Annotated in this window: 13 protein-coding genes; all 13 read right to left on the bottom strand. The window is 57.4% G+C overall.

Annotation, left to right across the window (positions count from 1 at the left end):
- Entirely contained in the window at positions 1-954 is a 954-nt protein-coding gene (locus AB1451_02350) for a glycosyltransferase family 2 protein (protein ID MEW6681748.1), read from the bottom strand.
- A 2-nt stretch (positions 955-956) separates the two neighbouring features.
- Positions 957-1,817, bottom strand: coding sequence for a glycosyltransferase family A protein (locus AB1451_02345; protein ID MEW6681747.1), 861 nt, complete (start codon positions 1,815-1,817; stop codon positions 957-959).
- Positions 1,818-1,866: 49 nt separating this feature from the next.
- Complete coding sequence (locus AB1451_02340) at positions 1,867-2,589, bottom strand: polysaccharide deacetylase family protein (GenBank protein ID MEW6681746.1); 723 nt, start codon at positions 2,587-2,589, stop codon at positions 1,867-1,869.
- Between the two features lie 179 nt (positions 2,590-2,768).
- The gene (locus AB1451_02335) at positions 2,769-4,931 is read right to left on the bottom strand and encodes a glycosyltransferase (protein ID MEW6681745.1); all 2,163 of its coding nucleotides are present in this window, start codon (positions 4,929-4,931) and stop codon (positions 2,769-2,771) included.
- 21 nt (positions 4,932-4,952) lie between these two features.
- On the bottom strand, positions 4,953-5,999 hold the full coding sequence (locus tag AB1451_02330) for a GNAT family N-acetyltransferase (GenBank protein ID MEW6681744.1): 1,047 nt from the start codon (positions 5,997-5,999) through the stop codon (positions 4,953-4,955).
- Positions 5,975-7,165: a DegT/DnrJ/EryC1/StrS family aminotransferase gene (locus AB1451_02325; protein MEW6681743.1), complete on the bottom strand. Its 1,191-nt coding sequence runs from the start codon at positions 7,163-7,165 to the stop codon at positions 5,975-5,977. The genes AB1451_02330 and AB1451_02325 overlap by 25 nt, the downstream gene beginning before the upstream one ends.
- Positions 7,152-7,637, bottom strand: coding sequence for an acyltransferase (locus tag AB1451_02320; GenBank protein ID MEW6681742.1), 486 nt, complete (start codon positions 7,635-7,637; stop codon positions 7,152-7,154). Before AB1451_02320 ends, AB1451_02325 begins: the two co-directional genes overlap by 14 nt.
- Positions 7,634-8,638 (bottom strand): Gfo/Idh/MocA family oxidoreductase, encoded by a 1,005-nt coding sequence (locus AB1451_02315; protein ID MEW6681741.1) that lies wholly within the window; start codon positions 8,636-8,638, stop codon positions 7,634-7,636. The genes AB1451_02320 and AB1451_02315 overlap by 4 nt, the downstream gene beginning before the upstream one ends.
- A gap of 40 nt (positions 8,639-8,678) precedes the next feature.
- Positions 8,679-9,863, bottom strand: coding sequence for a sugar transferase (locus AB1451_02310; protein MEW6681740.1), 1,185 nt, complete (start codon positions 9,861-9,863; stop codon positions 8,679-8,681).
- A 53-nt stretch (positions 9,864-9,916) separates the two neighbouring features.
- The gene (locus tag AB1451_02305; protein ID MEW6681739.1) at positions 9,917-10,666 is read right to left on the bottom strand and encodes a CpsD/CapB family tyrosine-protein kinase; all 750 of its coding nucleotides are present in this window, start codon (positions 10,664-10,666) and stop codon (positions 9,917-9,919) included.
- 56 nt (positions 10,667-10,722) lie between these two features.
- Positions 10,723-12,279 (bottom strand): GNVR domain-containing protein, encoded by a 1,557-nt coding sequence (locus AB1451_02300; GenBank protein ID MEW6681738.1) that lies wholly within the window; start codon positions 12,277-12,279, stop codon positions 10,723-10,725.
- 9 nt (positions 12,280-12,288) lie between these two features.
- Entirely contained in the window at positions 12,289-12,885 is a 597-nt protein-coding gene (locus tag AB1451_02295) for a polysaccharide biosynthesis/export family protein (protein ID MEW6681737.1), read from the bottom strand.
- 535 nt (positions 12,886-13,420) lie between these two features.
- Positions 13,421-14,617 carry a metal ABC transporter permease gene (locus tag AB1451_02290; GenBank protein MEW6681736.1) on the bottom strand — a complete coding sequence of 399 codons (1,197 nt, stop codon included), beginning with the start codon at positions 14,615-14,617 and terminating at the stop codon, positions 13,421-13,423.
- Position 14,618 lies beyond the last annotated feature (1 nt).

The raw sequence follows: 14,618 nt of genomic DNA, 5'->3' as shown, positions 1-14,618 counted from the left end.
CTACCGTGCCCACTTCTCAAGAGCCAGCGACCACCGAAGGATACTGAGCCACTTTATGAGTGAGGACCGGATCGATGGAAACCGTCCCACGAATGCGAATGGGACGGACAAAGCCGCCAGAAGTCCGAGCCGAGCGAGTGCAACTGTCAACATAGTTGAACGATAACAGCTCGCGTAGAGCCTCCCTCTCGTTTTTCTAAAATACTTATAGACCGACTCCCGCATTTGAACGTTCGCGAAAGATCTCTCCTTTCTGTTGCTCGAGCTCCCACCACCGTGATGGACAACGGCTGCGCTGCATATGTAGTAGTTCACGAAGCCGGCCAACCTCATCCTGTAGCAGAGATCAATATCTTCCGTGTACATGAAATAGTCCGGACTGAATCCTCCGATTGCCTGGAAGGCAGCCTTGCGAACCATTAGGCAGGCACCGGATATCACATCGACTTTGTAGAGACCTTTTGCGCTAGACAAGAGCGGCCCAACACCCCAGAAGCCAAACTTAGAAGCCATATGCAGAATGATCTCCGAATCGAGAGCTTGGTTCAAAATCGTTGGGAATGGCTGGATGCAACTGGTTTGAATGGTGCCATCAGTGTTGCGAAGCGCACACCCCACTGCACCGGCCTCAGGCCGACGCTCGAAGATAGACGCCATCTGCGCAAGAGCATCTCCAAGCACTTCGGTATCTGGGTTCAAAAACAACAATCTTGATCCCTTTGCCCTTGCCGCGGCGAGGTTATTGGTGACGCCGAATCCGAGATTATCCTTATTTTGTATGAAAACAGCTTCTGGAAACTCCCTACTGACGACTTCGTGACAACCGTCAAATGAAGCATTGTCAACGACAATTACCTCGATGTCGAGTCCTCCAGAGTTGTGGGCAATGGCGCCCAGGCATTTGCGTACATAGGCCACAGAATTCCAATTTACGACAATGATCGAAAGATCCATGCCTATTTCCAGATGCTTTCCCTAAACAGAAGCCTCCTTACTTGCTGCTTCCGTAGATATAGAATAAGTTGAACATCAGGAACCTGTTGAATTCTCTTCGTATAACCCGTGACAAATCCGTAGAGTAGGCCGAGCGCACTAATGAGATACGGCTTCTCATAAGCCCTTTTGATACACTTCAAAAGCATGAAGACTGGATGATATCCAGCTATGTAGTTTGCCCTGCCGTTCTTCACGGAGTTCCCCCAGGTCCCATCGGCCGATCCGGTATACTTATGATGGATTAGCCTCAATTCATTGAAAGAATACGTTTTCCACCCCAGCATGTTTGCTTTTACTTCATCAAGCGTATCCCATCCTGGAGCCCGTATTAGGCCTCCCACAGCCACCCAGCACTCCCTTCGGTAGACTTTTGTCGCGCCTCGTACGTGAAAGGCTGGAGTTCTCTCCCGCTCCAACCGACCCCCAACTATGTGATATATATCACCGCCCCCTATGCCAAGTTGAGGGTCTGCAGTAAAACGCCTGAGCACGCCCTCAAAGTAGTCCGGTGCAAATGAAAGATCTCCATCAAGCTTGACGACGAACCCCCAATCGCTAGACGCCAGTGCATCGTAGCCCTCATAAAAGGTCTCGACTACCCCGCCGCCAGACTTCCTAAAGCCCCTGTTTTCCCGATGCAACACCTTAATCCACGAAGTCCGCTCAGCATACCTATCAGCAATCGCCCCTGTATCGTCTGTGGAACCATCGTTAACTATGATCCACTGTTTAGGACGTATCGTCTGGGCTAGCATCGATAAGATCGTCTTCTCGATGTGCCGCCCCTCGTCTCTGGCCGGTGTGATCACAACGTATGTCATTGGCCGCTCTTCAAGGAGTCAAACCGGTTCAAGTGAAGCTCCGCCGCACTCAATACCGCGACGCCCATTTCTCGAAACTTCTCCTCCTTTTGATTCCCGTAATCCCCCTAAGGGTTTTGGCCATATATTGCACTGTGTGTAGCCAATCATAGCCCCCAGCCATCTTTGCGTGAAGCAGCCGGGAATCGTCATCTCCGTTCATGGGTATCCGCCTGAGCGCGAACAGGTCATCCCCGCGCACAGCAATACCGATTTTGGTAGTGACGGCGCAAGAGTATCCACAAGCGTGCAGAGTCTTACGCATAAAGGAGATAAAGTCCTTATCATTTTCAGGAAAAGCGTAGGGCACTGAGAAGGTGTCAACCGGTGCTCCGGTTCGATCCTCAATGGTTTCCTTTGACCGCCGAATCTCATCCTCCCCCTGTGATCGAGACAGCTCGGCAAGGTATTTGTGTGTGACAGTGTGGGACCCAACGGTTATGCCAGCCTTGATCAGGTCGCGCACCTGGCTCCATGACAGAAACCTTCTGTCCATGACTGTCGTATTCGTATCGCTAATAAACGCCGTTGGCAGAAAGAGAGTTGCGGTAGATTCGTACCGGGCAAGGATCGGAAAAGCATCGGTATAAACATCCTCGAAACCGTCATCGAAGGTAATGACAGCGTACTTCGAGTCTCTGGCTCCGACTCGATCGGCGCTCCTTCCCGATAGCAACCCCACCGCTTGGCCAAGACTGATGATTTGGTATCCGTGGTCCCGCAGCCAAGACATATGCTCCACAAATCTTCGCGGCGACGTACATGTTCTAAAGTAGGGATGGGCGCCCTCTTCGTTACGATCGGAGATGCTGTGGTACATCAGGATACGAATCGCAGGATGTGTCGGCGCCCCAAGCTTCCGCAGAGGGCTGAAACAGTACAAAGAAAGCAGGCGATCGAGCCTCGGCATGGTCAGCGTGTGCCCTGTCCTACGAGATGGCCGACGAGCGACAGGTAGTCGTTCTCTCTCCTGTCCCATGTGTAGGAACTGACAAACGCCGCGGCGTTGGCTGCTAACCGATCCCGCTGTTCCTTGCTGCGGACCAACTCCTCAATCGCCATCGCCAGGCTCGCGGCATTCTCAGGCTCAAAAAACCTCACGATGGTATCGTCGAAGTAGTAGCGGTCGATCCGCGTTTCCGCCACGACAACTGGAACACCCAGGGCCATGAACTCGAATATCTTGGTGCTGAACGCATCGCCACCGAATGAATCATTCCTCTTCGGAACCACCCCCAGATCCGACTTCGCCATCACCATTGCAATCTCCTCCGACGGCAGAGCCCCCCTCAAGAACACTCTATCCCGTACACCAAGATCCGAGATAAGCCGTTGGAGGTCCCCCCGCATCGGCCCGTCGCCATAGATGTGGAATTCCGCGTGCGGCGCGTTGTCTTTAATCAGGGCAAACGCCCTGACCGCGATGTCGACGCCCTGATGCCAGTTGAGCGTGCCGGGGTAGATCATGATGAACTTGTCGGGCACCTTGCCATTGCGTCGCTGCGAGAACACCCTCGGATCGGGGTAGTTCATGATCGTCGTGCACTTGTCTTTCTTGACCGAGCGAGCCACGAGCCGCTGTTCCCAAAGGTGATTGGAGATGATCACGTGGTCGGCCAGCGCGGTCGACCATTTCTCAAGGCGCAGCAACGCCTGGTACGCGATTGATTGCTGCCCCGCACTGAACTTGCTCGCATAAAACTCCGGGAGAATGTCATGGATATCCAAGATGATCTTGGACCCGGCGAGCTTGGGCACGAGCGCGGCAAACACCTGAAAGTCCGGCACGTTGTGGACATGGATGAGATCGTAACGCTTGGTGAGACTCCTGCCGGTCAAAAGCACCGTCGACTTAATCAGGAACGCGAGAAGCCGCGTGAGATACGTCAGCGCCCCCCGTTCGTTCACAACCCGCTTCTGGACGCGCGAGACATCAACCCCGTTGATGCAGGCGCACGATGCCTCCCCCTCCTTCCGCAATGCGATCACGTCTACATCGGCTCCATGCCGCTTCAGCGTCTCGGCATATCGCTTGACCCGGTTATCCGTGTCATAAAATGTGTAGGCCACCATGCACGCACGTAGTCTTCTCTTCCCACCTGTTCGGTCTGGCCGTGATATCTGCGCCGGCGTCGTGCTCCTCGTCACGATTCGATTATCACACTGTGCTCGCCAGAATCGCGCGATTTCTCGTGGCAAGGGGTTCCAATATTGACCGTCGTATCTGCTCCGAACGTACTCCAGCAGCTCCCGGTACCGTGTCATCGGGTACTCATCAGGCGCCATCGGAGCATGGCTGTCAGCCATATAGTCGGGATGCGTGATCAGGAGCGCCATGCCCCCGTTGTCAGCAATCCAATCTAGTTTCCGTTTCCAAATATCGATGTTCGTTTCCCGCATGAGGACAAACAGGGTGAAGTCCTGCGGGAGTGTGTACGGCAGTTCAACGTATCCTCTCCTGCCCTGATCCCCTTGAACAGCAAACGGGAAGATCGTCTGGACCCCATCAGGTTGCGGTTCAAATGGATCGGTATCGAATGTCGACGTGTCGTACTCGATTTCCAGTTCATGCATCCAATCCAGATTCCGGTGCATCGACGGCGAGACAAACCCGACGGCTCTCCATTCTTTCAGGTACTGATTGATACGAGCGGCGTGTCGATCGAACCTCTTTCGCGACAGGAACAGTTTGCCGTCGTGTTTGAGCCCGTGTACGCCGATCTCGAATCCCTCGTTCCCCAAGTCTTGCCGCAGCTTGGACGACACCGCGTATCGTTCCGGAACGAAGTTGAACGAGGACCGAACACTCATCGACTGCTCGAGCTGCATCAATTGGCGGCACTTGCCTTGACCCCGCTCGGTCTCGACGTCGTGCATGAGCACGAGGGCGAAGCGTTTTTGTTCAGGCCAGCCGGTCCAGCCGTCGGGGTGTCGGTTTGATCGTTCGTTGATGGGCCACACGTGTCGATACCGCGGCGCCCGCACGGCAATGAGCGCTCGTCGGAGCAGTATCTGCAACCGTCTGGGAATGAACGGCTTGACGGCATAGAACAATCTGGCTCGATAGCTGATCATCGCTCGCAACGCCGGTTACCACTATCCGATGTGTCGGTACAAGACTGTACCTGCAAGCCGCAGCAAAGGAATTGGCACGCGATGGATGATCTTCTTATGGCCTCCGAGTGCCTTGGGCCGCTCGCTGACGAACCATGCGCTTCTCACGTCATATTTGTAGTAGTGCACGCGCCGTTCCCGAGCACCCCACCCGCGCTTGAATTGCAGGAGACCGTCGTGCTCCGGCTCCGTTCTTCCCAAACAAAGATTCCGAACTCCGTTCTCAGAGCACCACCTGATCGCCTCCCACATGACCAGGTTGTTCGCCCTGAGGTGCTGGTAACTCTTGTCCGAGGCGCCGTATTTGTAGATCGCCGTCCCGCCGAAGTGCAGAAAGACGGCGCCGGCGATGCTCTCATTCCGAATCGACGATAGCGCCACGAAGCCCCGGCCCTGGGACAACACGTGTTCATGCAGCTTCTCGAAAAATCGAAACGGTTGCGGAGGCAACCCGTGCTCTCTCCTGGTTAGACAATTCAGCCGATAAAACGTCCGGAGCGACTCCATGGAATCGGAGAGTTCGACTCGAACGCCTTCGTTGATCGCCTTTTTGATATTGCGTCTCGTGCTCTCGCGGAGCCCCGAGAGCAACTCCTCGGCATCCCTCGCAACGTCGACGACGTGGCCGTAGTGGACGGCAAACGGTGGAACCTCCTCCGAGAGCCGGTTGCCGCATCTGATCTCGATGGACCTCCAGCCGGCTTGTTTGCCGTACCCCATGAGTTCATCGAACAGAGACTGAGCGGTGTGCTCGGATCCAGGGGCAACGATAGCTTCGCAGTAATCCGTAAAGGGGAGAGAAACCGCTCGCGCTCCCGTCAGGAGACTCTTGATTTCCATACACGGGAGTGAGGCCACGATTTTCCCGGCGTCCATCGCCGTCAAGTAGACAGGCCTGTACCCGTATGTTTCGTGCAACACCCTTGCCCAGTTTGAGGAGTGGAAAAACGAATAGCCTTCAGTGGCGAGAACTAGGTCATCCCATCCTAGATAATCAAGGGGATTTATGATCTCTGTTTTTGGAGACATTCGGCCACACGCTGCTGCTGACTTTCCGCCAACCCCGGGTACATGGGAAGTGACAGAATCTCCTTGGAGACCTTCTCAGTCACCGGAAAGTCGCCGTTCTTGTACCCAAGGTCGGCATAGGCCTTCTGAAGATGGAGGGGTACGGGGTAATGTAAACCCGTGGCGATGTCGTTCTCCGAGAGGTGTTTCTGCACGTCATCTCGATCCGGGACGCGCACCACATAAAGGTGATAGACTGACTTGGCCCATTCTGGTTCAACCGGCCTCACCAGATCATCAACGTCTCCAAGCAGCTCGTTGTAACGAGCCGCCAGGCGGCGGCGCTCTTCATTCCATTCAGGCAAGCGTTTGAGTTTCACTGATAGGATACCCGCCTGTATGGCGTCGAGCCGTCCGTTGTATCCTTCCACGTCGTGGACGTATTTCTTGACCTGTCCGTGGTCCCGGAGCATCCGAATCTTACTCGCGATCCCCTCATCGTTCGTCGTCACCGCCCCCGCTTCTCCGCACGCCCCCAGATTCTTCCCCGGATAGAAGCTGAAGGCCGCGGCTTTTCCGATCGAGCCGGCCTTCCTCCACCCTCCAGCCGCCTTGGACAAGTACTCGGCCCCGTGCGCCTGGCACGCGTCTTCAACCACGATCAATCCATACCGTTCGGCCAGTTCCAAAATGGGGTCCATGTCGGCCGGCTGGCCGTAGAGGTGCACGGGGACGACGGCCGATACCGGCTGTCCCGTGGCGCGGTTGACGATCCTGCCGGTTTTCTTGTCGACGGCGCACCGGATCTCGATGTACTCGCGAAGTTTTTCGGGATCCATGTTGTAGGTGCGTTCATCGATATCAACGAAGTCCGGTACGGCGCCCGCTTGGGTGATCGCCTCGGTCGTGGCGATGAAGGTGTTCGGGACCGTGATCACCCGGTCGCCTTTTTGGACCCCCGCGGCCATCAACGCGAATCGCAAGGCGTCCGTCCCGCTGCTCACGCCGACACACTGCGACGTCCCGGAGAATTCCGCGAAGCGTTTTTCAAACTCGCTGACCATCGGTCCGCCGATGAATCCAGCTGACCTGACAGCTTGTTGAAACACCGCCGTCAACTCCCGCTCCAGTTCCACATGGGGCGTGATCAGGTCGACAAACGGTACATGAGTCTTATCGATTGTCACTGGTCAGGTTCCTCAGAAACTTTGCGGGATTGCCCGCAACCACGGAGTTCGGGCGGACGTCTTTGGTCACGACGCTGCCGGCCCCCACGATGGCGTTTTCACCGATGGTGACGTTCGCAAGAATGGTCGCCCCGGACCCGATGGACGCCCCCTTCTTGACCAGCGTTTTCTCCACCTTCCAGTCCTTTTCCGTCTGCAACGTGCCGTCCGCGGTGGTGGCTCGTGGGTAGGTGTCGTTGACGAACGACACATTGTGCCCCACAAACACGTTGTCCTCGATCGTCACCCCTTCACAAATGAAGGTGTGACTGGAAATCTTGCAGTTCTTCCCGATCGTCGCGTTCTTCTGCACTTCAACGAACGGTCCGATTTTCGTGCAGTCGCCGATCTCACATCCATAGAGATTGATAAACTTCGACAGCTTAACATCCTTGCCCAAGCGCACATCCGGCGCGACAGCCACCTCGCTCATAGCGTAACCATCCCGCCGTCCTTTGCCAGCGACTCCGTACACGCCTCGAGCATTCTCACCACCCTGAGCCCGGCACGCCCGTCATTGAACGGGGTCTCGTTGTTCGACACACAGTGCACAAAATACTCGGTCTCGGTCTTCAGTGCCTCGGTCTGTTCAAGCCTCGGGACCCACATGTCCCCCGAGCGATAACTCACCAACAGATTGTAGATCCCCTCCCCGCTCTTGACCTCAATCCCCTTGTCATAGATTCGAATCTTCTCATCAGCCTCCAAGTCGTTCCAGGCAAGCATCTTCTTCTCGCCGCCGATCAGCGTCGTTCTCACCTTCACCGGCGAGAGCCAGTTGACGTTGAAGTGGGCCAGCATATCGTTCGCGAAGTACACCGTGATATACGCGATATCCTGCAATCCGTTTCCGAAATGGGCTCTCCCGTTGGCCGTCACCGCCACTGGTTTGTCCTTGAGGAGAAAATCCATGATCGACAGGTCGTGCGGCGCCAAATCCCAGATGACGTTCACGTCGTGCTGAAACAAGCCGAGGTTCACTCTGGTGGAGTCGTAATAGTAGAGCTGACCCAGCACGCCGTCATCGATCAGCTGTTTCATCTTCCTGACCGAGCCGGTAAACAGGAAGGTGTGGTCGACCATGATCTTGAGGTTCTTTTTCTCCGCCAATTCGATGAGCCTCTCGGACTGCGCCGAGGTTACCGTGAAGGGCTTCTCCACAAAGATGTGCTTGCCGTGTTGGAGCGCCTCTTTCGCTAACTCGAAATGCGCGGAGACCGGCGTAGCGATTACCACCGCATCGATCTCCGTCGACTTCATGATCTCATCGGCACTCGTCACACCTTCAATACCCGGATAGGTCTTGGCGAGACGCTTCAAGGCCGCCGGGTTCCGGTCGCAAACTTTGACCACCTTCGCGTTCTCAAGCGCGTGAAAGTTCCGTACCAGGTTCGGGCCCCAGTACCCGTATCCGACGACGCCAACGCCAATCATTTCCGTTTACCTCTACGAACGTTCAGTGAATAGTCCCGGGCTAGTACGCGCCCCTTGCCGTGAACATCGCCCAGGGAGTCTGCAGGAGGATCTTCAGATCCAACCAGAGCGATTGCTCCCTGAGATACTTGATGTCCATCCTCACCATCTCGTCGAAGGTGGTTCTGCTCCTGCCCCTCACCTGCCAGAGGCCAGATATCCCCGGCTTGACCTCCAGCACACGCCTCCGATGCCACACTTCGTATTTCTCCAGCTCGTAGGGAATTGGGGGCCGTGGCCCGACCAGTGACATATGTCCCATCAGAACGTTAAAGAACTGAGGAAGCTCATCCAGACTCGTTTTCCTGAGGAACCGGCCAAGCGGAGTGACCCGATGATCGTTCGTAATCTTGTAGACGCCGTTCCCGTTCGATCCGTTTCCTCCATTGCCGTTGGTCTTCTGCCCAAGGATCAGGTTGTGCACATACTCCTTGTGGATGGCGGGATCATTGTTCATGTACATCGATCGGAACTTCAAGAAAACGAACTTTCGTCCGTACAACCCGATCCTCTCCTGCCTGAAGATGATTGGACCGCGGGAGGACGCTTTGATGGCGATCGCAATCGCCAAAAAGACCGCGGAAAAAACGGTCAGACAGACGAGACTTCCCAGCACGTCGATGGCCCGTTTGCTCCCGAGATAGACGCTCTTGGACAATTTCGGCCTGGTGAGATCCGGATAGAACACGGGATCATCCGAAGTGGTCTGTTTGTGAGGACCTTGTTCTCGATCATTGGAGCCCTCCGGTGGGTCCTCGGGGAACGCATGAAAGGAGATGTCGATTCGACTGGCCTGAGCCGATTTCAGTTTGTCACAAAGCTTCGCGTAAATCTTTTGCCGCAAAGACTCCCTATCCACGTCGGCGACCTCGGTAAAGAGCACCCCGATCACGGAGTCGTTCTTATACCAACCCTTGAGATCGGTCTCTCTCACCGTTGCGGATAAGACCGTCACGACTTTCTTGATCGTGTCCCTCCGCTCGCGCTCGGGCAGCCGCTCGATGTCCAACAGCATCATCAACAGCGGCTTTTGGGACCGCGCCGTCCTTTGCCGCTCGGAACACAGCCTTTCGATGAAGTAGTCTTCGATATAAATGTCGAATTCCGGGTCAACGAGAAACGACACCGGATCGTGTGGACCCGCCGGTCCACGTCCGCGTTTCAGCTTCTTCTTTGGTGGAATCATTTTCGCCATCCCTGTTGATGCCAAACCAGTTACACCCGCCGAGTCTTCGGTTCTCATCGCACGTGATAGTAGTATGAGGGCGAATACCCCTTCGCCGCGTTCAACACCGTCCCAACCAACTTGGCCCGAGGCAGCGACGCCAGGGCCTTCTGCAGCATGGCCGTCGGCGTCACGCCGGACCGCACCACCACCACCACCCCATCCATTAGATCCGCGATCAAGGTCGTATCGACGACCGTCAAGACCGGAGGCGTATCGACGATCACATAGTCATATTGTCCACCGAAATGCGCCAGCAAGTGCTTGATCGCGTCAGACTTCCACAATCGCGTGGAGTTGATCGGCACCTGACCGGTTTGGAGAACCGCGAGGTGCTCGTATCGGAGCCGTCGAACCATCGAATCCGCGTCCCGCCGGTTGGCAATTGCGTCCGATAGCCCCTTTGACGGTTTGTTGCCAACGTACTGCCAAAGGCTGGGCTTGCGAAAATCGCCATCGATTACCAGCACGCGGCGTCCGAAGTCCTTGGCCAACACGCAGGCCACGTTGATGCTGGTCAAGCTCTTACCCTCGCTAGGCAGTGTGCTCGTGATGCCCACCATCTTGAAGCCGGGCTGTTTCCACAACCCCTCCAGTCTGGCAGCGAACAGCCGGTACTGCTCGGCGACCACCGAGTCTGGCTCATCGATCGCTGCGATAAACGGGAGCTGAACCTTGTCTCCCCTTGCGGGTCGCTGACCGGTTGACGACGCTGACAGATCGTCGTTGGTCTGAGCGTTGCTGACCCCGCTTGGAGACTCCACGCGTTGCCGGATCCTTGATAACCACGAGGCGTACGGTTCGGGAGATCGCGAGTCGCTCATGGTTTCCCGGAGCCCACGTGGACCGTCGGCGACGATTCAGAGCGCGATTTCTTCTTGACCGAAGCGGGGATGACCGGAATGACCGCGAGGAGCGGAAGACCGGTGGTCGCCGCGACCAGGTCCTCCTCGCTTTGAATCGAGGGATCAAGCTGCTCGCGGAAATAGGCGAGACCCAAGCCGGCCGCAAGTCCCCCGAAAATCCCCAACAGCATCAAGAGCGGACGGTTGGGTTTATCGGGGCGAGACGGCAGATTCGCCGGGTCGAGGATGCGGAAAAATTCGGCCTTTTGCCTTCGCTCCAGACTCTCGGAGATCTTGGCATCCTGACGTTTCGCGAGCAGACTCTGGTAGCTGCGCTGAACGTTCTCGTAGTCGCGGAGGATCGCGGCCAACTGTTGTTCGCGGACCGGGGTATTCTCGACCCGCCGCTCATACTCGCGGATCTGTTCCAAGACCGTCTGCTGACGAAGTCTGAGTGCGTTGATTTCCCGCTGCTGGTCGGCCAGCTGCATCGCGAGCGGATTCCCGGCCGGAAGTTGACCGGCAGCCGAAGCCGAAGTCACTTCTTGTGCCTCCCGTGACCCCTGCGAGGCGAGTTCGGTTTCCACCGAGGCAATTTCCTTCTTGAGCAGAATGATGTCCGGATACTCGTCCCGGTATTCGGTCCGCAGGTCCGCAAGACGAGTGCGTAACGTCTGAAGCCGTCGCGCCAGATCGGACGGCGTAGCCTCCTCTGAGGCTGACGATGCCGCAAGAACCTGCCGGCTTAGATCCGCGTAGCGGTCCTCCGCGCTCTTCAAGCTTTGCTGCAGGACCTGTCGTTCCAACTGGAGTCGGTCGAGGGTCCGCAGGTTGGCGTCCAGCTGATCCGGCAACTCGCCCATCGAGCGCTCTTTGAACGCGCGCAAGTGCTGCTCGTGGGTCTCCAGCTGCACCTTCGTCTGCTGAAGCTCGGTTTCGAGGAATTCGGTGGTGCCTTCCGCCTGGGCCTCACGGGCCTTCAGGTTCTCTTCAATAAACAGCGATGCGAGTTCGTTCGTCACGGCCTGGACGGTCTGGGGCGATTCGCCGCTGAACGAGATCGAAATCGTGTTACCGCGATCACGCGCCCGTGGAACCTCAATTTCAATGTTGCTCTTCATGAGCACCACAAGGTCGAGCATCTGGGGACTGCCCGGACGGGCCGCTTGTTCTCGATCTTCGCTTCGTCCGAACCACGTGGTGAGCCATCCCCACCCGCGTTGTCTGTCCTCTCGGTACAAGCCGTATTTCTCGATGACCCGTTCGAGGCGAGTTCGGCTGAGAATCTGTTGGCTGATGGCTTGGAGGCGCTCTTCGATCGGGATCGTGACGGTCGAACGCACAAACTCTTCCGGCACTTTTTGCGCTTCGACCGTGATCAGCGTGGTGGATCGGTAGGTGGCCGGCAGCCACATCACGATGGGGACCGTGAGCGTCGCGATGACGATCGCCGGAATGATGACCCACCAGCGTCTCCGGCTGAAAACCTCCAGGTAGTGATCGACTCCGTCGCGTGTGCTGGATTGTGCCATATCGCCCTGCTACGGAACGATGACGGTATCGCCGGGAGACAACGCCACGTCCCCCCGCTGGACCAAATCCCGATATCGGACCCTGATCCGCTGCTCTTTCGAGACCGCTTCCCGTGTATCCCGCCGCACGACCACGATGCCGTCGGTATCGGCGAACTCCGTAAACCCGCCGGCTAATGCCAGCGCTTGTAGCAGGGTGGTGGAGGTCTTGACTTGATAACGGCCCGGGGTCCGGACCTCGCCAAGAATGAACAGGTTGTAGCTTCGGATATCCGCGACGGTCACGGATACCTCTGGGGTCTCTTTGTACCGTTCCAGGCGGCTCTTGATCTCGGTCCGCACCTCATCCGCGGTCAGGCCCCCCGCGCGCAGCTCCCCGATCAACGGAAGCGTGATCATCCCGTCGGGGCGCACCGACACGGTCTTGGACAAATCAGCGTTCTTCCACACCACGATTTCCAGCACGTCCTCCGGACCGATCCGATACTCCGAGCTCGGAAGCGGTACCCGCGATTCCTTCGGCGCGGGCGCCGGCGCAGGACTGGACGCGCAGGCACCCAGCCAGAGCGCGACCACACAGTTGGCCCAGAGGAACCGACGCTTCACGCTACCGATGACCTTCCCCCGGGAGCCCGTTCACTTAGGGACCCGACAAGCACGGAGTGTTCAAATATGTCGCTACGGTCGGAACGCACGCCGGAGTTCACAGAAACTACTCCTCCGAGGTTTACACGTCAGACCTGACGCGTTCCGCCTTTATTCCGATGGTTGATACGGAGTCACCACCGACGTCCGCCAGAAAGGGGCGGCCAGACGCCATGCGTGGATCGCCGGACAGTTACAACCTAGATGGGCCAAATAATATCCGAACCCTGAACAACAATGCAACGTCTATCCGTATCAACCCGCAGCAGCACTGGCCTTGCAGAGGTTCCGACAGAGATCATTCGCCAACCACGTCCCGCGATCAGAGCTCACTCGGCTCCGGAAGATCGAGAACCCACCCGCCCATGACAAGGTTGGTCGGCAATAGTGTAGAGGTTGAATGTTTCAGCTATATCAAGCGCATATGAAAGCTGAGTGAAATGATCTGTGAGTAGGTCAAAGAGATACACGCGCCGCCCACAGGCGCAGTAAATGGCTAGCCGCGAGGCTGGTAGCCGGCCAGGCGAATGGCTTCGCGCACCCGCTCCGTAGCCCCGGCAGGGCCGTCCACCGTGACATCCACCGACCGCGACGGGAGATCCACCTGCACGGCCGTGACGCCGTCAACGCGGCCGATGGCCCGTTCCACGGCCCGGACGCAATACGCGCACGTCATGCCGTCGATGACCAGGTGCAGCCGGTTGGTGCCGTTCGGCCCCCTAAGCGGAACGTCCGCAGCCGGCGGCCGGGCCACGATTTGCGCGTCTTCGGCGCCCGGGTGGTGGCTGTGCTCCAGATCAAGTTTTGTCTCGTGCTCGTGTTGGTGGAGGATGTCTCCGTGCTGGTGCGAATGCTGGTGGCGGACCGCCGCCACCGGTGAGGCCGGCAGGGGACGCACCGTGGTTCGGCGAAACGAGTCATACCCGAGTGCCAGCGCGAACACCACTGCGGCGAAGAGCACGATCGTGGCTCCCGAAGAGGCGTTGGAGGTAAAGCTCAGGTACATGCCGCCCACCCCGCACAGGACCCCGATCCCCACCGAATAAAACACCAGCCGATGGAAACTATGGGTCAGGAGCCGCGCGGTCGCCGCGGGAATCACGATCGCCGCCACGATCAACATGACGCCCAGCACCTGCATCGACACCACGATCGTCGCGGCCAGCACCAGGGCGAACGCGGTGTCCACCCACTCCACCGGGACGCCGTACACCCGCGCGACCTCGGGGTCGAACGTCGTGAACAGGAGCTGTTTGTAGAGCACAAAAATCACCAACGCCGACAGAAGGGAGACGCCCGCGATTACGATCAGGTCCTCGACGGTGACGCCGAGGATGTTGCCGAACAACGCGGCCTCGAAGTTGCGGGTGAACTTTCGCACCCGGCTGATCAACACCACCCCCACCGCGAAACTGGCGGTGGTGACGATCCCGATCACGGCATCGGCTCCGATCTTTTTGCGTTTGGCCACCGAGTTGATGAGGAGCGCGGATAGAAATCCCCACAGCCCGGCGCCGAGGTAAAAGTTCCAGTTCATCACGTAACTGACCACCGCGCCTCCGAACACGGAGTGCGACAGCCCGTGTCCGATGTAGCTCATGTTCCGGAGCACGATGTAGACGCCGATCAACCCGCAGATCGCGCCCGTCATCGCCGCGGCCAACAGCCCGTTGCGGAAGAATTCGTACTGCAGG

Source organism: Nitrospirota bacterium, assembly GCA_040757335.1.
Lineage (GTDB): Bacteria > Nitrospirota > Nitrospiria > 2-01-FULL-66-17 > 2-01-FULL-66-17 > JBFLXB01.
The sequence above is the reverse complement of the archived record's forward strand: the minus strand, read 5'-3'. Positions and strand labels throughout refer to the sequence as shown.